The organism is Sorangium sp. So ce836 (assembly GCF_028553905.1).
In the GTDB taxonomy this organism is placed as follows: domain Bacteria; phylum Myxococcota_A; class Polyangia; order Polyangiales; family Polyangiaceae; genus Sorangium; species Sorangium cellulosum_D.
In genome coordinates, this window is record NZ_CP102233.1 from 3,534,552 (window position 1) to 3,558,029 (window position 23,478).

At 70.8% G+C, this 23,478-nt stretch carries 16 protein-coding genes; 8 read left to right on the top strand and 8 right to left on the bottom strand.

What is annotated here, in order from left to right:
- Positions 1-83: 83 nt before the first annotated feature.
- The 3 genes from NQZ70_RS12975 to NQZ70_RS12985 all read right to left on the bottom strand — a co-directional run bounded on the left by NQZ70_RS12975 (position 84) and on the right by NQZ70_RS12985 (position 5,902).
- The gene (locus NQZ70_RS12975; protein ID WP_129574498.1) at positions 84-1,478 is read right to left on the bottom strand and encodes a phospholipase D family protein; all 1,395 of its coding nucleotides are present in this window, start codon (positions 1,476-1,478) and stop codon (positions 84-86) included.
- Positions 1,479-1,646: 168 nt separating this feature from the next.
- On the bottom strand, positions 1,647-4,181 hold the full coding sequence (locus tag NQZ70_RS12980) for a TonB-dependent receptor domain-containing protein (protein ID WP_129574499.1): 2,535 nt from the start codon (positions 4,179-4,181) through the stop codon (positions 1,647-1,649).
- 215 nt (positions 4,182-4,396) lie between these two features.
- Positions 4,397-5,902 (bottom strand): lysyl oxidase family protein, encoded by a 1,506-nt coding sequence (locus tag NQZ70_RS12985; RefSeq protein ID WP_165373933.1) that lies wholly within the window; start codon positions 5,900-5,902, stop codon positions 4,397-4,399.
- 42 nt (positions 5,903-5,944) lie between these two features.
- On the opposite strand from NQZ70_RS12985, the gene NQZ70_RS12990 reads away from it, so the two are divergent.
- The 3 genes from NQZ70_RS12990 to NQZ70_RS13000 are packed head-to-tail and all read left to right on the top strand — an operon-like array spanning position 5,945 to position 9,288.
- Positions 5,945-6,199, top strand: coding sequence for a hypothetical protein (locus NQZ70_RS12990; RefSeq protein ID WP_129574501.1), 255 nt, complete (start codon positions 5,945-5,947; stop codon positions 6,197-6,199).
- Between the two features lie 6 nt (positions 6,200-6,205).
- The gene (locus NQZ70_RS12995; RefSeq protein WP_129574502.1) at positions 6,206-6,685 is read left to right on the top strand and encodes a helix-turn-helix domain-containing protein; all 480 of its coding nucleotides are present in this window, start codon (positions 6,206-6,208) and stop codon (positions 6,683-6,685) included.
- The gene (locus NQZ70_RS13000) at positions 6,682-9,288 is read left to right on the top strand and encodes a VIT domain-containing protein (protein ID WP_129574503.1); all 2,607 of its coding nucleotides are present in this window, start codon (positions 6,682-6,684) and stop codon (positions 9,286-9,288) included. Before NQZ70_RS12995 ends, NQZ70_RS13000 begins: the two co-directional genes overlap by 4 nt.
- Positions 9,289-9,333: 45 nt before the next feature.
- On the opposite strand, the gene NQZ70_RS13005 is transcribed toward NQZ70_RS13000, so the two are convergent.
- Entirely contained in the window at positions 9,334-10,329 is a 996-nt protein-coding gene (locus NQZ70_RS13005) for a hypothetical protein (protein WP_165373934.1), read from the bottom strand.
- Between the two features lie 347 nt (positions 10,330-10,676).
- Complete coding sequence (locus NQZ70_RS13010; RefSeq protein ID WP_129572542.1) at positions 10,677-12,266, bottom strand: IS1182 family transposase; 1,590 nt, start codon at positions 12,264-12,266, stop codon at positions 10,677-10,679.
- 219 nt (positions 12,267-12,485) lie between these two features.
- Here NQZ70_RS13010 and NQZ70_RS13015 point away from each other — a divergent pair, with 219 nt between their 5' ends.
- Positions 12,486-13,691, top strand: coding sequence for an AAA family ATPase (locus NQZ70_RS13015; RefSeq protein WP_129574504.1), 1,206 nt, complete (start codon positions 12,486-12,488; stop codon positions 13,689-13,691).
- On the top strand, positions 13,688-14,380 hold the full coding sequence (locus NQZ70_RS13020) for an HNH endonuclease (RefSeq protein ID WP_129574505.1): 693 nt from the start codon (positions 13,688-13,690) through the stop codon (positions 14,378-14,380). The genes NQZ70_RS13015 and NQZ70_RS13020 overlap by 4 nt, the downstream gene beginning before the upstream one ends.
- Positions 14,381-14,470: 90 nt before the next feature.
- On the opposite strand, the gene NQZ70_RS13025 is transcribed toward NQZ70_RS13020, so the two are convergent.
- The 3 genes from NQZ70_RS13025 to NQZ70_RS13035 are packed head-to-tail and all read right to left on the bottom strand — an operon-like array spanning position 14,471 to position 17,264.
- Positions 14,471-15,583 (bottom strand): NAD(P)/FAD-dependent oxidoreductase, encoded by a 1,113-nt coding sequence (locus tag NQZ70_RS13025; RefSeq protein ID WP_129574506.1) that lies wholly within the window; start codon positions 15,581-15,583, stop codon positions 14,471-14,473.
- Positions 15,580-16,173 (bottom strand): isoprenylcysteine carboxyl methyltransferase family protein, encoded by a 594-nt coding sequence (locus NQZ70_RS13030; RefSeq protein ID WP_129574507.1) that lies wholly within the window; start codon positions 16,171-16,173, stop codon positions 15,580-15,582. The genes NQZ70_RS13025 and NQZ70_RS13030 overlap by 4 nt, the downstream gene beginning before the upstream one ends.
- Positions 16,167-17,264 (bottom strand): type III polyketide synthase, encoded by a 1,098-nt coding sequence (locus NQZ70_RS13035; protein WP_129574508.1) that lies wholly within the window; start codon positions 17,262-17,264, stop codon positions 16,167-16,169. The genes NQZ70_RS13030 and NQZ70_RS13035 overlap by 7 nt, the downstream gene beginning before the upstream one ends.
- Before the next feature lie 184 nt (positions 17,265-17,448).
- Between NQZ70_RS13035 and NQZ70_RS13040 the strand changes: the two genes are divergently transcribed.
- The 3 genes from NQZ70_RS13040 (at position 17,449) to NQZ70_RS13050 (ending at position 23,466) form a co-directional block, all read left to right on the top strand.
- Positions 17,449-17,820, top strand: a complete 372-nt coding sequence (locus tag NQZ70_RS13040; protein WP_129574509.1) for a multidrug efflux SMR transporter — start codon at positions 17,449-17,451, stop codon at positions 17,818-17,820.
- Between the two features lie 78 nt (positions 17,821-17,898).
- Positions 17,899-18,339, top strand: a complete 441-nt coding sequence (locus NQZ70_RS13045; RefSeq protein ID WP_129574510.1) for a DUF3574 domain-containing protein — start codon at positions 17,899-17,901, stop codon at positions 18,337-18,339.
- Positions 18,340-18,771: 432 nt separating this feature from the next.
- Positions 18,772-23,466, top strand: a complete 4,695-nt coding sequence (locus NQZ70_RS13050; RefSeq protein WP_237245272.1) for a copper oxidase — start codon at positions 18,772-18,774, stop codon at positions 23,464-23,466.
- Positions 23,467-23,478: the final 12 nt, after the last annotated feature.

Genomic DNA, 23,478 nt, shown 5'->3' on the forward strand with positions numbered 1-23,478 from the left:
GACGCTCGCGCTGGCTGTCGAACGGTGGCGTGCCCAGCTTCTACGAAAGCCGCTTGTGCCGACGGATCCGGAGAGGCGCTCACCTACTTGAAGACCTGTACGTCGTAGCCGAGCGCTCGGAGAGCCTTGTTGGTGCGGTCGTTGCGAGGCGGATAGTCGTTAGGCCTGGCCCAACCGAGAACCTCGCCGAGGGAGCTCTTGCCAAGGCGCGGAAGCCTCCACCGTTTATCTCTTGTCGCGATCCACAGTCGATCCACGGCGTCGACGGGATCGCTAGCGTAGATGACGAACCGGAGGAGATCGACGACGCTCTTGCCGGTGTCGGAGTGCCTGGTCCAGATCCACTTCGCAAATCGCTCGACCCGTTCATCCTCAGATTCATGGTGATCGGCTGGGAGCCCGTAGGTTGAGTTCTCGATACGACGGGCATGGTCGCGGAAGGCGTATACGTTGATCATGGCCTCCACGAACGTCTCCTCGGTCATGCTTTCGAGCGTGGCTCTCGTGAGTAGCTCTTGCATGCGAGGCGCACGCTCGCGGATGAAGTATGCCTTATCATAGGCGCCCTTCGAGGGAGGCTCGCTGAGGCTGGCCCACCAGTCAGCCGCAGTGGCGAGCGCCCGCTCCGGGGACGCCTTATGGCGTTCGTAGAGCCACCCGACCTTCGCGCCGCTGTCGCCCTCGTCAAACGACTTTAGTACGATGTGGTAGTAGTAGCCGTGCAGGAACTGGTCGAAGTGGACCGTGGGGTTCGCCGTCGCGGGCACCCAGACGGGCCTCTTCTTCATGGTATCGAAGTCACGGCACAGCGTCCGCATGAGCTGAAGCGTCTCACGCCACTCATCCACGAACTCCTGACGTGCTTTCGACGGGCGCTCGCTGGGCCGGAACACGAACGTCTGCCCGGCGTATGGCTTCTCCTTGCCCAGTATATCGTCGTACTTTCGCTTGAGGCTGTCGATGTGCAGCCGGATGCGGCGGCGTTCCTTCTCGATATCATCGAGCTTCGCGTACAGCTCGTTAGTCAAACGGAGCGAGATCCGGTCCAGCTCCTCGAACAGGTTGTCGAGCTGCTCGGCGACTCCGCAGTCTTCCAACTCATCCTCTGTGAGAAAGAGGCCGGCCTCGATGTTCTTCTCCCACCCGTTACGCGTGAGATTGGCCGAGCCGATGTACGCTCCGTACCCGTGCCACCAGATGACCTTGGGGTGGTAGGCGCCGTTCACCAGGAAACACTCGACCGTCGGAGGAGCCTTCTTGAGGAACCAGTCTAGGAGCTGGACCGCGACGGCGCCGGTCTCATCCATCCGTCCATAGAATTTCAGGCGAACCTCGGGATGCCGGCGAAGGTGATCGATCAGCGGCTCGTGCAGCTCGGCGTACGCGACCGCGGCTCGGATCGACTTCGAGACCGGGTACGACTGGGTGAGCAGGTTCACGAGAAACGTGCCGTTGATCTTGCCCAGAATGGTCTGCATGGCGATGAAATGATCATCGAACGCGCCCGCGGCGGCAAGACCGGCTGTAGATGAGCCGGGTGCCAGAGACCGGCCTCATGGACCTTGAGGTGCGGTCGCCGGCGCATCGCGCCCCGCCGACACGCCCGCCGCCGGGCGCACCCTTCAAGCTCACCTCGCCCCACGCCTTCAAAACCCGCCCTCCAGCCCGAGGCTCGGCACCGTGACCGGCCCGAACTCCGTCGGCTCGCACGGCCCGAACCCATCGCACATCCGCGGCATGTTCTCCTTCGACATCGTCGCGTTGAGCACGTCGAGCACCACCGCCAGCCAGCCCGACTTCCCGATCGACCAGCGCTTCTCCAGGCGGACATCGAGGCGGAAGAACGGCGGCAGCCGCTCCCACCGGGGCTCCGCGCCCGCAGCCGACCCAAACCCGCCGGGGACGCCGCTGCCCGGCGGGAGCGCCACGCCGCCGACGCGCTGGGGGAGCCCGGAGTAGAACACGAAGCGCCCGCCAGCCCTGTAGCCGCGGCCGAAATCGTAGGTCAACGCGGCGTTCGCCACGTGGGTCCGATCGACCGAGGTCACCTGCCGGCTGCGGCCGATGCTCCGCGTGGAGCGGGACAGCGTGTACGACGCGAATCCTCCGATGCGCTTCGTGAGCCGCCGATGCGCGGACAGCTCCACGCCGGTCGCGGCGCCGAGCGCGCGGAGCGTGAAGGCTTTGTCGATCGACTGGAAGCCGGCGGCGCCGAGCGCGTCGGTCATGTTGAAGAACGCGTTGTGGAACACCGAGACCGTCGCGTCGATGTCCGCCGGCAGCGCGAACTCGAGGCCGGCGCTCGACTGGAAGCTCCGCTGGAGCCCGTCGTCGAGGCGCGGGCGGACGCCAGGGATCGGAACGACGAAGCTCGGCAGCTGGGACGCGAGGCCGTGCGCCTGCACGAACGTGACGCCGCGCCCCAGAGAGAGCCGCGCCGAGAGCCGCGGATCGACGCCGAGCGCGACCGCGCCGTCCGAATGGTAGAGATCGAGCCGGAGCCCCGGGGTGATGCGCAGGCGCGGGGTGATCGCAATGTCGGCTTCGATGTAACCGCCCGCCGTGAAGTCGACGCGGCTCAACAGGAGATCGCCGACGGAGACGTCATCATCGTCATCGTCCGGCGCGACGCCGCCCGGGGAGTCGCCGACGTCGGTCCCGAGGTCGAGCTCGTTGTCGTCGACCACGGCGTCGATGCCAGCCCGGATCACGGTCTCGTCGCGCAGCCGGTGAGCGAGCGTGAGGCGCGCGCCGATGCTCCGCGTCAGCGCCTTCTGGCCGCCCTCGATCCCCGTCTCGTCGTGGCCGAGCGTCACCGCGCCGCGCAGCGCGCTGCCCTGGCCATAGGCATGGTCGTACCGGAGATCGATCCGGTGAAATGTCGTGTCGAAGAGGGTCGTCGTCTCGCCGGCCGATTCGTCTCCGAGGTAGTCGTGCGCGCCGAACGCGAAGAGGCTCACCCGACCTTGCGGGGCGACCTCGTACGACAGGCGGGCCTGATAATCCCAGTAGTCGAGCGCCGCCTCGGGCGCGGCCAGCGAGAGGAGCAGCGCCGTGTAGGAGTAGCGGCCGCCCACGAGCGCGACCCCGCGGCCGCCGGCGAACGGACCCTCGACGAGCCCGCCCACGTCGACGAGCCGGAGCATGCCCTCACCGTGCCAGTACGGGAGCGGCGGCGTCGTCTCGCCAGCGACGATCCCGCCCGCGTACCGACCGTGACGCGCGGGATAGCCGCCCGGATAAAGGTCGACGCGATCGACGATGCCGGGATGGACCACGGAGGGCCCGAGCCCGAGGTGATAGAGGTAGGGGACGCGGACGCCATCGAGGAAATAACCGACGTTGCCCGGCGGCGAGCCGCGGACGTAGAAGAACGGTAGACCCGTGACGAGCGGGGTTACCCCGGGGAGCATCTCGATCGCGCGGAAGGGGTCGCCGAACGCGCCGGGGACGATCCTGACCTCGCCGCGGCTCAAGCTGGAGACGCCGGGCGCCTGCTGCTCCCCATGCACGGTGACCTCGAGCGATCGCGGCGCGCCCGGCGGCGGCTCGGGCGCCCGGGCCGGTCCGCCGCCGGGCGTGGGCGGAGGCGCCGCTGCAGGCGCGGACGCGTCCGGCGGCGCGGGCGGCGCGGCCTCGGTGAAGCGGACCTCGACGCGGATCTTCGCGGCGACCGGCGCGCCGTTCCGGGTGGCCGGCGCGAAGCGGAACGACGTCGCGGCCGCGACGGCGGCCGAGGCGAACGGCTCCTGTCCCCCCTCGGCGACCGCGGAGCGGACCGTCCCATCCGCGTTGACGGTGAGGACGAGGCGGACCAGCGCGTCGCCGTGCGCGCCAGCAGGGTAGTCGGCGCCGAGCGGCGTGAGCGGCGTCGGCGGGACAAGCGCGTCCGGCGGCGGTGCATCCCGTGGCGACTCGGCCGGCGGCGCCTCGCGCCCAGCCGGCGGCGCCTCGCGCCCGGCCGGCGGCGCCTCGCGCCCAGCCGGCGGCGCCTCGCGCCCAGCCGGCGGCGCCGCGGCGGACGGCTCGGCCGGCGGCTTCGCATGGGGCAGCGGCGCGTCGGGCGCGGCAGCGGCGAGGCTCGGCGCGAGCGCGCTCGCGAGCAGCGCCGCGGCCGCCGTGGATCTCCGGAGAAAGCTCATCGCCACGCCATGGATATCGAAGAGGGCAGCCGCCGACATCAACCACGGTCTACGCCGAACGACACGCTCACTTCCCCTTCGCCGGATCGCTGTCTCGAATAGGGCGCATCGCGTCTCCTGCGGCCCGACGCGGGGCGCGCCCTGTGGGACGGCCCTCCGCCGCCCCGCGAGCGCGCCGCCGCCCGCGCGGCGCTCTCGTAGCACGCGCGCGGGCGGACCGTGAGGAGGAGATGGACCGGGCGCGAGGCCGCGGATTACGGGGTCGCGACGGTGGCGGAGACGTCGCAGGTGAACGGGGCCATCGCGTCGTACGAGGCGACGAGCACCGTGTAGACGCCGCTCTCCGGGCAGACGAACTGCGTCTGCGGGCAGTAGCCGCACGCGTCATCCACCGAGGACAGGGCCGCCGCGGCGGTGCACGCCGAGGCGCCGTCGCACACCCGCATCATCGGATCGTTCATGCAGGTGCCGCCAGGGCAGCCGCAGCCCACGGTGATCACCGTGTTCGGGTCGCACGCCACGGCCTCGTAGCCGGGCGCGATCGACCAGCCGCAGTCGCGCTGCTCGCCGCCCACCGGGTTGGAGCAGGCCGAGAGCGGATCCCCGGGCACCGTCGGGCCGTCCTCCGGGATGCTCACGGGGACCTCGATCGTGTTGTTGCCGTAATCGCTCTCCGGCAGCGTGCGATCGGCGTTGATCGTGATGCGGAGGAGATAGTCGCCCGGGCTCACGCCGGTGATGTCGACCCACTGGCAGTCGAGGCCGGAGCTGTAGACGTCGCTCCAGCCGCGCTGGATGCCCTGGAAGCCGCAGTGGAAGCGCGGCGTCGACGGCGCCCCCGGGATGCCCACCGGCGAGCTGTCGAGCAGGCAGAACGCCTGCTTGTGGCCGGTCGCGACGACCGCGCCGGTCCCGTCGAGGAGCTCGTACCGGGCATACCCCTCGAAATGGTAGTGGCCGTGGCACGCCGAGTACTCGAAGCCGTCGACGGCCGTCGGATCGCCGAGGATCATGTCCGCCTCGCCGACGTTCGGCGTCTCGGTCGAGAAGCGCATCAGGCGGCGGTCGCCCGCCCCGCCCACGCAGCCCTCCACGATCGCGCAGCTGTCCGCCGGGAAGCTCTCGTGGCCGATGCTCAGGCTGAACCGCGCCACGTCCGCGGAGACGGTCAGGTCGGGCAGCGGGCACGACTCGCCCGCCCCGAGCTGCGTGCAGGTGCCGACGAAGCCCGCCACGCAGCACGTCTCGCCCGGCCCGCACTGGCTGTCGTCGGTGCACAGCGTCGACGCGGAGGGCGCCTCCTCGACCTCGATCACGATGTCGAACGAGCCCCGGTCGAGCACCACGTCGTCCCCGCCGACCCGGAAGCGCAGCGGGACCAGCGTGTTCTGGTCGGCGTAGACGTTGAACCACTGGGGGTTCGGCGAGAGGAACTGCGCCTCCACCGGCTCGATCGTGTTGTCCAGGTTCAGGCGCTCGAGCCGCCAGCCCTCCTGAAGGAACGTGTAATAACTGCCCGCCGGGACGTCCGCGCTCAGGCGAAAGCGGTTCGGGTCGTCCTCGGTGTTGAAGAAGATCGTGTTCTGAGGGCCCTGGACCATCACGATCCCGTCGCGCAGACGGTACACGTTGCCCGACGCCGCAGCGCCGATCAGGTTCAGCTCGATCTGCCCCGTGTCCTCGTCCTGCGTTCCTCCCTCTCCTGCTGAACACCCGGCGAGAGCGATCATCCCAAAGAGCGCGAATTTCGAAAGCTTCATGTGAGCCGCGGACCTCCTCATCTCTCCAACACGAAACGCTTGATGCCCTCACCGCACCAGGTCCTTCACGTGAAGGCCGAGGTGCGCCGAATGTGTCAGGACATCACACGTTTCCGACGCCGTCCATCGACCGACGCCGTCGGCGAGTACGACGCGCAGCTCACCGATCCTCCCTGGGCCGCCCACGGGAGCAGCTTTGCGGCGGAGACCGGCGCCCCGGTCCACACCGGCGGCGCGCCCTTCGGCCCGAGGCGCGCGGCGGTCGTGGGTGTCTACTTGACAGTAGAAGTGTCGTGAATCAGGATGCTCGTCGTGATGACGTACAAGCTCGACGAGCTCGCGGGCGAGGCGGGCGTGGCGCCGCGCACGGTGCGGTATTACGTGCAGCGCGGCCTCCTGCCGGCGCCCGAGTTCCGCGGGAAGGACACCTCCTACGGGCGCGAGCACCTCGTCCGGCTCCGCGCCATCAAGGTCCTCCAGCAGGCGCACCTGCCGCTCGAGGAGATCCAGGCGCGCCTCGCGGGCGCCGGCCTGGAGGAGATCGAGCGCATCGCCGCGGGGGCGCCGCCCCCCACCAAGGCGGGCGGCTGCGCCGGTCCGGCGGAGGCGGCCGCGGCGTCGACGCCCGCCGCCGGAGCGCCGCGCGGCGAGCGCTGGGAGCGGGTCGAGATCGCCGACGGCGTCGAGCTCCACGTGCGGAGCGACGCGCCGGAGCGATCGCGGCGCATCGCCCTCGATATCGAGTCTCGTTACGCAACCCTTGCCCCGAAAGGCTCGCGATGATCCCGTCCATCGATCCCTCGCTTCCGGCGGCGACGCCGCGCTCGTGTCTACGCTCCTCCGAGGGGCACCCGGTCCCGCTGCTCGGCGTCTCCCTCTCGGGGGAGGTCTTCGGCGGCGCGGCGCGGCTCGTGGTGCGGCAGCGCTACAGGAACGAGGAGCGCCGGCCGATCGAGGCGATCTACACCTTCCCGCTGCCGAGCGAGGCGAGCATCGCGGGCTTCGCCATGGAGTGCGCCGGCCGGAGGCTCGAGGGGGAGGTCAAGGAGCGCGAGGAGGCGTTCCAGGCCTACGACGAGGCGGTCGCCGCCGGCCACGGCGCGGCGCTGCTCGACGAGGAGCGCCGCAACGTGTTCACGGCCAGCGTGGGCAACCTCCTGCCCGGGGAGGAGACGGTCGTCGAGGTCGCGTTCGTGCAGCCGCTCCAGGCCGACGAGGGGGCGCTGCGGCTCATGATCCCGACCCTTGTCGCGCCCCGCTACATCCCCGGCAAGGCCGGGGGCGAGCGGACCGCGCACGGCGCCCACGAGCCCACCGATCAGGTGCCCGACGCCGACCGCATCTCGCCCGAGATCGCGCGGGTCGACTACGGCATCACCGTGGATATCGTCTTCGATCTGGGGCGCGACGTCGCGATCGAGAGCCCCTCGCACGCGCTCGCCGTGCGCCGCGAGGGAGGGGGGCGGCAGCGCGTGTCGCTCCGGGGCGACGAGGCCGCGCTCGATCGGGACATCGTGCTCATCGCCACGGGCGCGCCGGGCGTTCAGGCGGGGATCGTCTGCGACCGGGCCGCCGGCAAGGAGGGGACCTTCGCGCTCACCGTCGTGCCGGATCTGTTCGACGCGAAGCGGTCGCCCGCCCGGCGCGACGTCGTGTTCGTGGTCGACGTGTCGGGCTCGATGCAGGGCGAGTCGATCGACCAGGCGAAGCGCGCGCTCCGGCTGTGCCTCCGCCACCTCGCCGAGGGGGACCGGTTCGGGGTGATCGCCTTCTCCAACACGTTCCGGGCGATGGAGCCGTCGCTCGCCCCGTTCACGCAGCGGACCCTCGAGGCCGCGGACGCGTTCGTCGAGGGCCTCGTGGCGTCCGGCGGCACCGAGATGCTGCAACCGCTGCTCGCGGCCGCGGGCATGCTCCGCGACAAGGGGCGGGACCGCGTGGTCCTGAAGGATCGGGACCGCGTGGTCGTGCTGCTGACCGACGGCCAGGTGGGCAACGAGGCCGAGATCGTCGACCGGGTCGCCGAGCAGAGCGAGGGGGTGCGGGTCTACACGTTCGGGATCGGGACGAACGTGAGCGATCTGCTCGTGAACGATCTCGCGCGCCGGACGCAGGGGGCCGCGGAGCTCATCCACCCGGGCGAGCGCATCGACGAGAAGGTGACGGCGCAGTTCGCGCGGGCGACGGCGATCCGGGTGACCGGGCTCGAGGCGCGCTTCGAGGGCGTCGACGTCGGCGAGCTCTCGCCGGCCGAGCTCCCGGCGCTGGTCGACGGCGAGCCGTGGGTGCTCTACGGCCGCTACGAGCGACCGGGGGTGGGGCGCGTGGAGCTGCGCGGGAGCCTGGGCGGGGAGCGCTTCCACCTCGCGGTGCCGGTCGAGCTCGAGGCGGAGGCGTCGCGGCCCGGGCTCGAGGCGCTGTGGGCGGGCGCGCGCGTGCGGGAGCTCGAGGCGTCGGAGCGCGGGATGTCGGGCAAGCGCGCGGAGGCGATGCGGAAGCGCATCGTGGACCTCGCGGTCCGGCACCGGGTCGCCTCGAAGCACGCGTCGTTCGTGGTGATCGAGCGGCGCACGGGGGACCGGCGGGCCCACGGGCAGCCCGAGGCGAGGCCGGTGCCGGTGAGCGCTCCGGCGGGGTGGGGTATGAGCCGCCGCGGCCCGGCGGCGCCGGCCGCCGCGTTCGCCGCGATGGGCGGTCCGATGATGATGCCTCCCTCCATGAAGGCCAGCCCCTTCATGAAGGCCAGGGCCTCGGCGCCCGCGCCCGTGGCGATGTCGGCGCCGGCGCCCAGGGCTGCAGAGGGCAGCTCGGCGCCGGCCGCCCGCGGCCTGCTGTCGCGCGCGAAGCAGCTCTTCCAGCCGAGCGCCGCGGCCCCTGCCGGCGCGGTGGCGCGGTGCGGACCCGCGGGGCAGCAGCACGGGTCCGGGCCGGGCGCGCCCCCCGCGCCGGCGCCGGGCGCTGCTCCCGGAGGGACCGAGCCCCAGGGCGCCGGCCTCGGGCGCATGTTCGAGGAGCAGCTCGCGTCCGGGCTCTGGGAGCGCGGAGAGCCGACCGATCTCGGCCGGCTCACCAGCACGGCGCGGTGTCTGGCGGCGTGCAGTGAGCAGGGCGTCGACTCGGCCCACCCGATCTACGGCGCGCAGGTGGCCAAGGCGATCGAGGCGCTCTGCGCGCTGGCCGGGTCGCTCCTCCAGCGCGGCGGCGCCGATGGCGAGGTCGCCGCGGCGCTCGCGGCCGCGTACCTCGCCGCGAGCGGGCGGCGGCTGCGGGCGCGGGTCCACGACGCGGTGGCGGCCGCCGCGCCGGAGGCGGTGCGCGCGGTGCTGGGCGAGCTCGGCGACGCCGGGGCGCTCAGGAGGAGGGTCGAGGTGCTGCGCGGCGCATGAGGGGCTCGCCGCGGCCGCATGCCCTCGGCCGCGCGCGGCTCGGTCTCAGGGATACGTGTCGTCCCCGCCCTTCACGCCGGCGCCCGGACGGGCCTCGCCGGCGGGGCGGGCCTCGCCGGCGGGGCGGGCCTCGCCGGCGGGGTGGGCCTCGCCGGCCGGGCGAGGCGCCTCGCCGGCGGGCCGGGCCTCGCCGGCCGGGCTCTCGGCGATCTGCGCCGTCCCCTCCACCACGATCTCCAGGCGCGGCTCCGGCGCCTGCGCCGGGGCGCCGCCGCCCGCGTCGGCAGGCGGCAGGTCGGCGAAGCTCGCCAGGCTCAAGCGCGCGACGGGCAGCCCAGCCTCCTTGGGCTGCGCGAGGAAGAGCAGCACGGCGCGCGCCTGGGCGACCGTCACGTCCCAGCCGTTGCGCCACGCCACGCCCGGCGCGACGCCCGGCGCGCCGCCCGCCGTGTGGCCGACGACCTTGTAGTCGAGGCCCTTGAGCGGCTCATGGCTGCGGATGATCGCGGCGACGTCCCGCAGGATCTTCTCGCCCGCCGGGGAGAGCGCGTCGCGGTTCCCCTTGAACAGCACCCGGGTCGGGATCGAGATCACCACGCGGCCGTCGCGCGGCGCGACCGTGACGTCCCCGGCGGCGACCGGGAGGAACGCCCTTAGGACGCCATTGTCGCGATCGGACGGCGGGCGAGCCCCGGCCGCCTCGCCGCGATGCGCCCCAGCGCCCGGCCCGGTGCCGAGATCGATGCCCTCCGCGGAGAGCGGATCTTCCCGCGGCGGCGCCGCGGCGCCCCCGCGCGCGACGTCCTGCTCCAGCTGGCGGACGCGCTGCTGGCTGGTCTGCAGCTCGCGCTGGAGGCGCTCGGACCGGTCGAGCTGGGCCTGCATCTCGAACTCGGTGTAACCGCACCCGACGAGGAGCGCGGGCGCGAGCAGCGCGACGAGGCGGCGTCCGATGCCGCCGGCCCGGAAGAGGAGGGGACGGGCGACCCAGGCGCTCCCCTCCGCGCTCACCGCTGCGATACCCAAAGCAGGCAATTGCACTTGGCAGGCTCCTTTTCGCCGGATCATCCGGATCCATCCTCCTCGCGCCGGTGCGCTGAGCGGCGGGAGCCTATCCGAGCGGTCCTGGTCCCACAAGGCGCGCGCCGGGCAAGGTGTGCACCGAACGTGCGGGCGCGCTCCAGCTCGGTGCGGCACCGAGGGCGGCGGCGCCCCGCCGAGCCGCGCGTCCATGACGTGCCGCCCTCGTGATGATCCGTGGGCCCCGCTCCGCCCGCTCGGTCCGAGGCAGCGGCTCGCCCGCAGCGGGCTGCACACCGGCAGCACGGAGCGCAGGCGCGCAGCCCCTAGAGCGCCGAACATGTTGAAAACCATCTAATTCCAATGGTTTACGCCGCCTCCTGCATCAGCCGCTGGGCCGCTTCGAGGTTTTGGATCGCCGCTGCGCGGCGGAGGTCGAACAGGTTTCTCCTGGCGCCGATGTAGCGCGCGCTGTGTCCTTTCCGCGCTGCGATGTGGGCGAGCGCATGCTCCACAGCTGTCCGCTGCCGGAGCACCTCGCGCCCCGGCCCGGTCTGCTGCAGCTTCCGGAACTTGCGCTGCAGGGCTTCGTCCTTGGCGATCGATACCGTCCGACCTCGTCCGGAAGCGGCCTGGGTGCACTTAGCTCGCAGAGGGCACGCGCCGCACTCCTCAGGATCAAACTCGACCGTGTCGCCCGGTTCGAATACCTCGACCTGTCCTGCCGGACACGTGATCGTCTTGGCGCGCAGGTCGATCTTGAAGTCGCGCTTGCTGAACAAACCGGGGCTGCGAGCCCGCTGGCCCCAAGGTTTCGAGAACACCTGGCCGCCCGCGCGGAGCACGTCGTCAACGACCGGGCTGTTCACGTAGGCGCGATCGATGTGAAGCTCGACCAGACGTAGCCCCTGATGCTGGACGTCCTCGGCGAGCGGCGCGGCGCCCTCTTCTTCAGGCCGATTCGCTGGTGTGACGGCGCAGGCGACGATGACGGGAAGGTCAAGGTCGCGTGCGATGTGTTCCTTGTAGCCGTCGAACCGCTTCGAGCGGCTTTTGCGGCCGTGGCGCATCTCGACATCCTCAATGGAGACACGGCGGTCGGGCGCAACGCCTTGCCGGATGCGAATCGTGCCATCCTCGGCTGTTTCCAGGTCCTGGTTTCGAACCTGTGTGAGCGCATCAAGATAGGTGCGAAGTGGCTGCTCGACGACGTCGTCCAGATGCCGGTCCACCCACTGCTGCAGCGACGAGACCTGCCGCTCCAGGATCTGGACCGCCGCCGCTTTCTGCTTCGGGTCGCTCCAGTCGAGGTCGAGCCCGGCCTTGATGCTGGGCGCCAGAAGCAGCGGGATGCCCGCCTTGCGGCAGATCTCCTCGGCAGGACGCCCGGTGATCTTCGACACGACGCCGACGATGCTGCGCGCAGCATGGCCGAGCAGGTTGATCGTGTCCTCAACCCGCCCGGCCCCCGCTAAAGGGCGGCTGTCGATGGCCACGCGCAGCGCTTTGGACACCGCACGCCTCTCGCCCTCCGTCATCGCGCCGGACCGAACGAGCGCCACGGTCCGCTCCAGCAGCACTCGGTCCATCTCGTGCGCTACCATCCGCTCCCGGAACGCCTGCAGCGCGCCCTGCGAGAACGGAGGCGTGGCCGCACCCAGACAGCCGAGCACCATCTGCCAGCGCAGGTCGACGACGGACAGCTCCACCGCCTCGGCATCGGATGCGCCGACGTAGCCCTGGAGCAGCGTGACCATGCACATCAGCGCCGGCGGATGCGGCGGCTCGCCTGCCCCCGTCATCCGGTACATGCCCTCCAGCTGCTCCTGGAACGTCTCATCAAACAGCTCGTGCCGGTGCAGCCTGAGAAAGCCGAACAGGGCTCTCACGCGTGTCAGCCGCTTCATCAGCGACTGCTCCTGCCGCGACAGCTCCACCGGCGGCGACCATCGTTCCATCCGTGAACCTCCGGCCGCGGACGAGATCATGGCCCGGCGAGACGGTCGAGCCTTCCATCGAAGCGCCGGGGATTGTCACAAAATCAACCTGATCGGTGCTCTAGCAAAGTCCTCGCGGTGCTGCGCGGCGCTTGCTCGCTCGCGGCACCTCCAGCCTCCACATGCAGCCGGTGCGGCACGGATTTCTCCGGATCCGGCCGGGTGCTAGGCTGCCTCCCGATGGCCTACATCACGCGCATCCATGTCGAGCAGTGCCGCAACGTCCGGCAGCTGGACATCGATTTGTCTGTGCCGCTCCCCGCGGACGACGCGGGCGGACCTGCTTCCGCGAGACGGCCTAAGTTCCGTCATCTCATCCTTACGGGACCGAACGGCTCCGGAAAGAGCGGCGTGCTTGAAGCGATTCGGAACGATGTTTCAGCCGGTCTGGTCCCTCCTCAGGGACAGCAGCTCTCGCTCCCGCTGATCGGGAGCGCTCCTAATGAACTGACCTGGAGTTGCGACGCCGACGAGCTCGGCAAGATGTTCCAGCGTGGCGATATCATAGCCGTATATCTCGCAGCTACGCGCCGCCTGCAACGTCACGAGGTCCCAGGCCCAAGGAGGATGCGGTGGAAACCTGCGGATTTGCGGCCTGAACAGCATGTGGCGAACAAGTTTCTCCAGTTCCTTGTCAATAAGCGCACCGACATGGCGTACGCCGCTGAGGAAGGCGATCATGAAACGGCATCGCGCATCAGCAGGTGGTTCGAGAGCTTCGAACGCCGGCTGCGCCAGTTGATGGAGGATGAAGGTCTTACCATCGAATTCGACCGGCGTGCGTACAGCTTTCATTTTCGGAAAAGCGATGGATACGTCTTCGGTTTCAATACGCTCGCAGATGGGCACGCGGCAGTTCTGGCCCTCCTGGCCGAGCTGCTGATCCGAGTGGACGCCGCCCAGCAGAGCCGCAACGACTTCACGCTCGAGCCTGACGGCATCGTGATCGTTGACGAGATCGAGACGCACCTGCACCTGAGTCTACAGGAACAAATACTTCCTTTCTTGACGGATCTATTCCCTCGCTTTCAGTTCCTGGTTGCTACCCACTCTCCCGCCGTGATTGCCAGTATTCCGAACGCGGTGGTCTACGATCTCAAGAAGCGCGAACAGGCGCTCAGTGACGGTTTTCGCGGTGTTCGTTATGGTGCGTTGATGACAGAGCATTTTGGCATCTCCAGCGAGATCGATCTCGATTCGACGGAAAAGCTGCTCCGCCTGCGGGAGCTCGCCCGCCGCTCGCCTCGAACACCGGAAGAGGAGCGCGTGTTCGTCGATCTCGCAGCTCTTCTCTCGGCACGCTCGCCCACGCTTGCGGTCGAGGTGTGGATGGCGAAGGAGCAGCTCGGAACGCGGGGCCTGTCGGCTGCGGAGCAGACACGATGATCGACGTCGAGCGTCCTACCGAGGCGCCGGCGAGCCTCCGCGAGGGTAAGAGCCACACGGGCGCTGACGTGCTGGAAGCGTTACACTGTGTGTTCCTCGGTAAGTGCTATCTCTGCGAGACTCCAGTAGCTCTCGGGACCTTCGAGGTAGACCATCGCCGTCCGAGAGCAGACGAACGGTTTGCACACCTGATATGCGCGTGGGACAACCTCTTTCCGACATGCGCGACGTTCGACTGCAACCAGCGCCGGCGCAAGAGCTATCCAAATGGCGGGCTGCTCGACCCAGGGCAAGGTGTCGAGCTTCGAATCCTCCAGCGTATCGACGGGGTGGTATCAGTCTCGCTGCGTAAATCCGGGACTGTCGATATTGTGTTCCGGGCCGCTGACCCGAACGACCTGGCCGCCGTGAATACGGCGGAGGAGCTCGATCGGATCCACAACGGCACCCGCAGCTCCGCGATTCACAAGGTCAATGCTCTACGGCGCGCGATCCTCGAGCACGTCAGCTCCGTGAACATGGAAGTCTACCGGCTGGTGAGCGTGTCTGCGAGCCCTACGGCGGATCCAGCCGTCCTCGACGAGCAGCGACGCCGCGTGCAGGCGCTCGTCAGTAGGCGCGCTCCTTACGCCATGCTCGTGCGCAGCGTCTTCGCCTCCCTCGATCTCGTACGCGCGCTCTTCGACTGAAGTGTCCCGAATGGAAGTTCCTCGCGCTGGTGCACCGAGGCAGCGGGAGCCTCTCCGAGCGGCCCTGATCCGACAAGGCATGGGCCGGACTCAGCGCGGGCGCAGCACCGCGCCGACCGCGTGCCGGAAGAGCCCCGGCGCGAGCGCGAGCGCGGACAGGAGCCCGTCCCGGAGGCGCGGGCGCCGCGCGATGAAGAGCACCGCGCGCGTCGCCACCGCGTAGCGCAGGAAGGCCTGCCGGAACACGCGGGCATAGGCCGCGAGCGGGGCCGCGCCGCCGCCGCGCAGGGCCGCGTCGAGCGCGGTCGACAGCGCGGCCGCGCCGACGAGCGCGAGCGAGATCCCCTCGCCGGTAATGGCGTCGATGTAGCCCGCCGCGTCGCCGACCAGCACGAAGCGGTCGTCGTGGAGCCGCGACGACGCGCGCTCGAGCGGGCCGCTGCCCCGCGCCGTCGAGTCGACCGGCGCGCCCGCGACCCGCTCGGCCAGCGCCGGAAAGCGGCGCACGAGGCGCTCGGTCGACGCGCGCCCCTCGAGGCGGTCGCCGTCCCACAGGAACGCGACGCCGACGCGCTGCGCGCCCGCGGGCGTCACGTACGCCTCGACCCCGTCGCCGAGGTGTACCTCGACGAACGACGACCACGGCGCGCACCGGAAATGCTGGCGCAGGCCGAGCCGGCGCGGCCCCGCGGGCGGCGCGTCCCAGCCGAGCGCGCGGCGCACGCGCGAGCCGAGCCCGTCGGCGCCGACCACGTACCGCGCCTCGACGGCGCGCCGCCGCGTGACGAGCCGCGCGCCGGCGCGCGTCCGCTCGACCGCGACCAGCGGCTCGCCCGCCGCGAGCCGCGCGCCGGCCGCGCGCGCCCGCGCCGAGAGGGCCGCGGACAGCGCGGTGCGGCGCACGCCGAGCCCCCCGGGCGCCGGCAGCGGCGCCTCGACGCGCAGCCCGTCCGGCCGCAGGTACCGGATGCCCTCGATCGGCGCACGCTCGGCGGGATCGAGCTCGGACAGGACGCCGAGCTCCTCGAGCGCGCGGCAGCCCTCGGGCATCACGCCCTCGCCGCACGCCTTGTCGATCGGCCACGCGGCCTGATCCAGGACGAGCACGTCGTGCCCCCGCCGCGCGCAGCCGATGGCGACGGCGAGGCCCGCCGGCCCCCCGCCGACCACGGCGATGTCGGCGATGTCGGACCGCGCGCTCACGGCGCCGAGGGGCGCTCCGGCGCGGGGCGGCGGCCCGGCACGAGCCGGGGCAGGCCGCCCATCTCCGCCGCGTACGAGGGCCCGAGCGCCGCCTCCTCGGCGCGGATGCGCACCGAGAGCACGAGCGCGTTGAGGGCGCTGAAGACGAGCGCGGTCAGCCACGCGCCGTGGATCATCGGGATCGCGACCATCTCGACGATCACGGCGGCGTAGTTCGGGTGGCGCAGGTAGCGGTACGGGCCGCCGGAGACCGGCGCCGCGCCGGGCACGACGATGATCCGGACGTTCCACTGCTCGCCCAGCGTGGCGATGACCCAGTACCGCATCGCCTGCGCGAGCAGCGCGGCCGCGAGCGCCGCGAGCCCGACGAGCCCCGGGAACGGCCGGTCGAGCAGCGCGACCTCGAGCGCGCACGCCGCGAGGAAGGCGGTGTGCATCAGCGCCATCGCCCGGAAGTGCGCCTGGCCGACCTCGACGCCGCCCTTGGCGAAGGCGCGCCGCGCGTTGCGGCGCGAGATGACGAGCTCGGCCAGCCGCTCGATCGACACGGCGCCGAGGAAGGCGAGGTAGAGCTGGGCCGAGGTCACCATCGCAGCAGCGCGATCTCCGAGCAGAAGCCGGGGCCGAAGGCCATCATCACGCCGTAGTCGCCGGGCCGGGCGCTCGCCTCGTCGAGGACGTCGCGCAGCACGAACAGCACCGAGGCGGAGGAGACGTTGCCGATCTCGCGCAGCGAGCGCCACGAGCGGGCGAGCGCGTCCTCGGACAGCTCGAGCGTCTCGGTGATGGCCTCGAGCACCTTCGGCCCGCCGGTGTGGACGATCCAGTGGCGGACGTCGCCCCGCGACAGGCGGTGCCGCGCGAGGAACGCGTCGACGTCGCGCCGCACGTGCTCGCGCACGAGCGCCGGGACGCCGGCGGAGAGGACGACCCGGAAGCCGGTGTCCACGACGTCCCACCCCATGATGTGCTCGGTCTCCGGGTAGAAGACGGCCTGCGCGTCGAGCACCGCGGCGCCGCCGGGCCGGCCGCTCTTGCGGGCCGCCTGCGCGCCGCGCGCCACGACGGCGGCGGCGCCGTCGGCGAAGAGCTGCGCGGCGATGACGTTCGCCGCCGAGGTGTCGTCGCGCTGCAGCGTGAGCGAGCAGAGCTCGACGGACAGGAGCAGCGACGTCTGCCCCGGGAAGGCGCGCAGCGTGTCGGTGACGCGCCCGACGCCGGCCACGCCGGCCACGCACCCGAGGCCGAAGACGGGCGTGCGCTTGATGTCGCGCCGGAAGCCGAGCCGGTTGACGAGCCGCGCGTCGAGGCTGGGCGCCGAGATGCCGGTGACCGAGACGAACATGATGTGATCGACGTCCTCGGGCCCGAGGCCCGCCCGATCGAGCGCGGCGCGACAGGCGCGCTCGCCGAGCTCCATCGCGCACGCGCTCCACCGGCCGTTCTGCGCGGCGAACGTCGAGGGCGCGTAGTAGGCGTCGATCGGCAGCGCGAGGTGCCGCCCCCGCACCTCGATCGACCGCCGGACCCGCTCGACGAGCGCGAGCGCGTCGCCCTTGCCCGCCCAGAGCCGGCGCAGCCCCGCGCACGTCTCGTCCTGCGTTGCGTAGTGGGGCGGCAGCGCCGTCCCCACCGCGGCGATCGTCGGCGCGAACGGCGCCTCGAGGCGTTCGGAGCTCATGGCGGGCGGCAGTCTCGCACCGAGGCAGGCGACCGACCACGTCGATTTCGCCGTCAGGAGCCGCCTGAAGCTCACCGAACCTCGCGCGTCGAAGGCTCCCGCGCTTCACGGTTGATCCATGCAGCCCGCTGCGCCAGACGTCTCCCGGGAATGGCGCGCCGCCGGCGCGCGCCGCACACGAGACATGGCTCAAGGTTACCTCTTCCTCATCATCGCCCTCGTCTTCAACGCGACCGCGAACATCCTCATGAAGCTCGCCGCGCGGCGCGTCCCCCCGATGGAGGGCCTGTCGCTCGTCCAGAAGGGGCTCGCGCTCGCGACGAACTATCACCTCGTGCTCGGGCTCGTGCTCTTCGCGTCGAACATCCTGTTCTACGTGCTGGCGCTGAAGCGCATCAACCTGTCGGTCGCCTATCCGATCATGTCCTCGGGCGGCTTCCTGATCATCTCGGTCTTCTCCGTCTACTACCTGCGCGAGACCCTCACGGCGGTGCAGATCGGCGGCATCGTCCTCATCGCGGCGGGCATCGCGATGGTCGCGTACAACCTCAGCTAATCCGCCGCGGCGGCTGTGATAGCGTGCGGGTCGCACGCCATCGTGCGACCGAACGCCCCCACCGCGGAGGAAGCATCCATGCCCGACCGATCGATCCCGCGCGCCCTCCTCGCCGTGCTCCTCGCGGCCGCCGGCTGCGGCAGCGCCGCGGCGGACGACAGCCAAGCGCCGGCGCGCGAGGCGACCTGCGACAGCGGGGCGCCGATGATCCGCACCGAGCTCTTCTTCGGGATGGATCGGTTCGACGAGCCCGACGTCACGCAGGAGGAGTGGCAGGAGTTCGTCGACACGGTGGTGACCCCGCGCTTCCGCGACGGGCTGACGCAGTTCGACGTCGACGGCCAGTACCTCGCGACGACGGAGGAGCTGATCCGCGAGGACAGCCGGCTGATCATGCTCCTCCACGACGGCAGCCAGGCCGCCTCGGACAGCATCGAGGCCATCCGCGAGGACTACAAGGCGCGCTTCGATCAGGAGTCCGTGCTGCGGATCGACGAGCCCGTCTGCGTCGATTTCTGACGGCGGACCGCCCGCGCGCCTCCCGCCGCGCCCGCACGACGGCGCTCCGCCTCCGGACTGCATCGCCCGGTAGATGCGTTGTCTTCTCCCGTCGCTCGCCGGGCGCTCCGGCGGCGGCGAGCGCAGAACGCGTATGTCGGGCACACTCGTGTTCGCCTGGAACACGGCTTGGATCTTGTGCAATCCCGTAAGCTGGGAAAATTCTTGACCGAGCAAAGTCGTGGGGTCAAACCAGCACGGTGCTGGTGGGCTCAGCACATCGCGACGCATCATACCGTGTTTCATCTCGGGCATGCTGCAACCCACTCGCGGCGCCGGGACGGTGCACGTTCGACGCGGGCGATCCCCTCTAGTTCGATTTGGAATAGGGAGGTTTACGTGTTGATGAGGCGTTTGCGAGGGCTCAAGTTGGCCGCAGCGATGAGCGTCGCCATGGGATGCGCGGACCAGGACGCTCCGTTCGTCGACGAGGAGGTGGAGCAAGGCGAGCAGGCGGTCGTCGACGCGTCGTATGCGACAGCTTCGGGGAGGACCGTTCACGCCGACGTCGTCGCGATAGACCAGCTGATTGTCTATGATCGCTATGACGCGTTCAACCCGGGGGGGATGGTCTACGCGCTCCGGAGGGACGTCGAGGCCGCCGACCCGTCGAGGCCCGTCGGCCCGGGCAACGCCGCGCTGCGGCCAGGCAAGCGCCCGAGGCCGCTCGTCCTGCGCATGAATGCGGGCGACAAGCTCGTCATCTCGTTCACGAACTGGCTGACGCCGAGCGGCGCGGCGCTCCCGGCCCTCTCCCCGACGACGCGTGACGCGTCCATCCACGTGGTCGGGCTCCAGATCCAGAACATCGCCGCGCTCGGAGGGAACGTCGGGCAGAACGAGAGCTCGCTGGCGGCGCCAGGCGAGACGCGCACCTACGAGCTCGTCGGCGGCCGCGAGGGCGCGTTCCTCATGCACAGCGGTGGCGCCATGGCCGGCGCCGACGGCACCGGGAGGCCGCTGCGGCAGATCGCCCAGTCGCTGTTCGGCGCCGTCATCGTCGAGCCGAAGGGCGCCGTCGCGTACCGCTCCCAGATCACGGCCGAAGAGCTCGAGGCCGCCTCGGTCGGGCCCCGGAACCCGGACGGCACGCCGCTCATCGACTACGACGCGCGCGACGCGTCGGGCGAGCCGATCCTGCGGATGATCAACGATGGAGGCGAGATCGTGCACGGCGATCTCAACGCGATCATCACCGGCTTCGACGAGACCGAGGTCCGGGCCGGGACGTCCGCCAGCCACGGTTACTTCCGCGAGTTCACCGTGATGTTCCACGACGATCTGGGCTCCGTCCAGGCCTTCCCTGAGCTCCAGAGAGACCCGATATACCACAGCGTGCGCAGCGGCTTCGGCATCAACTACGGCGCGGCCAGCCTCGGCGGGGCCGCCCTCGCCAACCGGAGGAAGATCGGCCCCACCAGAGGCTGCGCGGAGTGCAAGTTCGAGGAGTTCTTCCTGAGCTCATGGGCGAACGGAGACCCGGCGCTGAATATCGAGCGAGACGAGGAAGGCAACGCGGTTCGCGCCCTCTACCCGGACGACCCCGCCAACGTCTCCCACTCCTACGTCGGCGACCCTGTCCGCATCCGAAACCTGCACGCTGGCCCGACCGAGACGCACGTCTTCCACGCCCACGGCCACCAGTGGCTGCGCTCGCCGAACAACGACGACAGCGCTTACATCGACTCCCAGACCATCGGCCCCAGGGCGGCCTTCACCTACGACATGAGCTACGGCGGGGGCGGCAACCGCAACCTCACCGCGGGAGACGCCATCTACCACTGCCACCTGTATCCCCACTTCGTGCAAGGGATGTGGGGGCTCTGGCGCAACCACGATGTCTTCGAGGCGGGCACGCCAGACCGGAACCTGCCCGACGGTGAGCTCGCGATCGGGACGCCCACGCCCGCGGTCGTGCCCATCCCGGAGCTGGCGATGGCGCCGATGCCGACCTACGAGCCGACGTCGGTCTCGCTGCCCGACGGACGCAAGGTGGTGCGCAAAGCCATGCCCGGTTATCCCTACTATGTCGCCGGGCTGGCCGGGCACCGGCCGCCGCAGCCGCCGCGCGACATCGAGCATGACGGCGGGCTGCCGCGCCACCTCATCACGAGCGTCCCGCCGGACGGCGACGAGCGCGGTGTCCGCGGCACCTTCGATGTGCAGATCCACCGCGCCAACGTGAAGCTCCTGCCGCCCGACGGCACCGAGGCGGAGGTCGCAGCCGCCGAGTTCCACGCAGGGTGGTTCCCGGGCGCCGTCTCGACCACGGCGCGCTACGGCCTCCCGGTCAAGGGCTATCCGGCCTTCACCCCTGGCGGCGAGCCGGCGCTCTTCCTCGTGAACGGCCAGCCCCCTGCAGCCGGCGCGCCCTACGCCGATCCCTGCCCGCCCGGCGCGCCGGTGCGCACCTACCGCGCGGCCTACGTCCAGATCGACGCCACGGTGAACCGCGCCGGCTGGCACGATCCCCAAGCGCGCATGATCGTCCTCGAGAAGGACTACGAGGCCACGGTCGGAGGCACGAGGCCGCCGGAGCCGCTCTTCATCCGCGCCGGCTCCGGCGAGTGCGTCGTCTTCCACGCCACGAACGCCATCCCGGACGCGCTCCAGGAGGACGATTTCCAGATGTTCATACCCACCGACATCCTCGGTCAGCACATCCATCTCGTGAAGTACGATATCACCTCGTCGGACGGAGGGGCCAACGGGTTCAATTACGAGGATGGGACGTTCGCCGCGCAGGAGGTCGTGGCGCGCATCAGCGCGGCCAACGCCCTCGGCGGCGCGCTGGCCGCCGACGGCACGGTGCTCGAGTCGGGCGCGCGCGTGACGCTCGCGGCGACGCGGCACCCGCACCTCGCCGGCGCGCCGCTCGGGGCGCAGACCACGACGCAGCGCTGGTGGGCCGATCCGGTCGTGACCGCGTCGGGCAAGGAGCGCCCCCTCGGCACGGCCTTTACCCACGATCACTTCTCCGCCTCTTCCCACCAGCACCATGGCCTGTACGCAGCCCTCGTGGTCGAGCCCGCCGGATCGACCTGGCGCGACCCCACGACGGGGGATCTCTTCGGCGCGCGTTCGGACGGCGGGCCGACGAGCTACCGCGCCGACATCCTGTTTCCGCCCGGGGACAAGCGGACGCCGTTCCGCGAGTACAACCTGAGCTTCGCCGACTATGCCATCGTCTACGACGAGTGCGGCCGTCCGGTGAACTCGCCGGCCACGGTCGCGGCGCCGCTGCCGCAGGCGATCGCCCACGGAGGGCTCTTCCGCGAGCCCGTCTCCTGGCGCGATCCCGGGGCGGGGCTCATCAATTACCGGCACGAGCCCATCCCGATGCGCATAGCGGACCGCGATTGCGCGACGGGCGCGGCCACCCCGAAGGACGGCGACGCCGGGGAGATGCACAACGTCTTCAGCTCGAAGGTGCACGGCGATCCCTTCACGCCGCTGCTCCGCGCCTACCAGGGCGACCGCGCGGTGATCCGCCTCACGCAGGGCGCGCAGTCGGAGCAGCACATCTTCTCCCTGCACGGGAAGAAGTGGCTCCGAGACGGCTCGGATCCGGACAGCGGCTTCTCGAACGGGCAGCCGATCGGCGTCTCGGAGGCGATGGATATCGAGCTCGTCGAGAATCCCCTGTTCGTGAAGAACAGCGCAGGCGGCGCCGACTACCTGTACCAGAGCGCCACGACGGACGACCTGTGGGAAGGGATGTGGGGGCTCATGCGCGTCCACGGCGAGCCGGTCCCCGACCTCCTGCCGCTCCCGCGCGCTCCATCGCGGAGCCTCCCGAGCTCTCCGCTCACGGCGTGTCCGCCGAACGCGAAGGTGAGGCAGTACGTCGTTCATGCGATCGCCGCGGCAGGCAACCTGCCCGGCGATCGCCTCACCTACAACAAGGAATACGGGCTCTACGATCCCGACGCCATCCTGTTCGTCCACGAGGCCGACCTGAGCGGCATCCGGGCGGGCAACCTCGCGCCGGAGCCGCTCATCCTGCGCGCGGCCGCCGGCGAGTGCGTCAAGGTCACGCTCGTCAACGACCTGCCCGACAATCCGCCGAAGACGCCTCACTGGAACTACAACCCTCCCATCGTCGAGGGCTTCAACGTCAACCAGGTGAAGACCTCGAACCGCGTCTCGCTGCACCCGCAGCTCGTGACCTACGACGTGAACGCGAGCGACGGCGCCAACGTCGGCCAGAACCCCGATCAGACGGTCGCGCCGGGCGGGCGGCGGACATACACGTGGTACGCGGGCGACGTCTCCGTCTCGCCCCTCGGCGAGGTCACGTGGCGACCCGTGGAGCTCGGCGCGATCAACCTGAAGGACATGGCGGACGTGGTGAACCACGGCATGCACGGCGCGATCGGCGCGCTGATCGTCGAGCCCGCGAACGCCACCTGGTATCCGAAGCCGAACACGCGGGCGTCGTTGTTCGTGTCGTACCCGGACCAGGCCGGCGCCGAGCGGTGGTTCCGCGAGGTCGTGCTCTTCTATCAGGACGAGGTGGCCCTGCACTCCGACGATCCGCGGTTCCAGTGCGCGGACGCGCCCCTGAACTGCGGCACCGCGCTCCGGAACATCGTGGGCGAGACCGACGCGGACGGCACCGGCCACAAGGCCTTCAACTACCTCGCCGAGCCGCTGTGGGCGCGCCTCGGGGTGCGCCCGGAGCGGCGGATCGGCGAGCTGCCGGACCTCGATATCAGCGGCATCTTCAGCTCGATGGAGCACGGCGATCCAGCGACGCCGCTCTTCACGGTGGGGCGCTACGACACCCTTCGCGTCCGCGTGCTGCAGCCCTCGGGGCACCGGCGCCAGCACTCGTTCGGCCTCTGGGGCGCGGAGTGGGCGCACAACCCGTGGGCGCAGGGCTCGTCCTCCCGGGTCATGGGCCCGAACCCGGCGTCCTTCGCGATCGCCGCGCAGAGCGGCATCGGCCCCATGACCGCCTGGAACGTGAACCCCTTCTTCCGGGCAGGAGGGTTGCACGAGGTCCCCGGTGACCGCCTGTACCTCGATCAGGCGAGCTTCCAGCTCGCCGGCGGGCTCTGGGGCATCGTTCGCGTCACGGAGTGAGCGAAAGCAGGA

Bases quoted from the DNA above. Each gene is read 5' to 3' on its own strand.
- NQZ70_RS12985 (WP_165373933.1), bottom strand. From the start codon at position 5,902: ATGAAGCTTTCGAAATTCGCGCTCTTTGGGATGATCGCTCTCGCCGGG.
- NQZ70_RS12975 (WP_129574498.1), bottom strand. From the start codon at position 1,478: ATGCAGACCATTCTGGGCAAGATCAACGGCACGTTTCTCGTGAACCTG.
- NQZ70_RS13030 (WP_129574507.1), bottom strand. From the start codon at position 16,173: ATGGTGACCTCGGCCCAGCTCTACCTCGCCTTCCTCGGCGCCGTGTCG.
- NQZ70_RS12980 (WP_129574499.1), bottom strand. From the start codon at position 4,181: ATGTCGGCGGCTGCCCTCTTCGATATCCATGGCGTGGCGATGAGCTTT.
- NQZ70_RS13035 (WP_129574508.1), bottom strand. From the start codon at position 17,264: ATGAGCTCCGAACGCCTCGAGGCGCCGTTCGCGCCGACGATCGCCGCG.
- NQZ70_RS13000 (WP_129574503.1), top strand. From the start codon at position 6,682: ATGATCCCGTCCATCGATCCCTCGCTTCCGGCGGCGACGCCGCGCTCG.
- NQZ70_RS13020 (WP_129574505.1), top strand. From the start codon at position 13,688: ATGATCGACGTCGAGCGTCCTACCGAGGCGCCGGCGAGCCTCCGCGAG.
- NQZ70_RS12995 (WP_129574502.1), top strand. From the start codon at position 6,206: ATGCTCGTCGTGATGACGTACAAGCTCGACGAGCTCGCGGGCGAGGCG.
- NQZ70_RS13010 (WP_129572542.1), bottom strand. From the start codon at position 12,266: ATGGAACGATGGTCGCCGCCGGTGGAGCTGTCGCGGCAGGAGCAGTCG.
- NQZ70_RS13050 (WP_237245272.1), top strand. From the start codon at position 18,772: ATGGGATGCGCGGACCAGGACGCTCCGTTCGTCGACGAGGAGGTGGAG.
- NQZ70_RS12990 (WP_129574501.1), top strand. From the start codon at position 5,945: ATGCCCTCACCGCACCAGGTCCTTCACGTGAAGGCCGAGGTGCGCCGA.
- NQZ70_RS13045 (WP_129574510.1), top strand. From the start codon at position 17,899: ATGCCCGACCGATCGATCCCGCGCGCCCTCCTCGCCGTGCTCCTCGCG.
- NQZ70_RS13015 (WP_129574504.1), top strand. From the start codon at position 12,486: ATGGCCTACATCACGCGCATCCATGTCGAGCAGTGCCGCAACGTCCGG.
- NQZ70_RS13040 (WP_129574509.1), top strand. From the start codon at position 17,449: ATGGCTCAAGGTTACCTCTTCCTCATCATCGCCCTCGTCTTCAACGCG.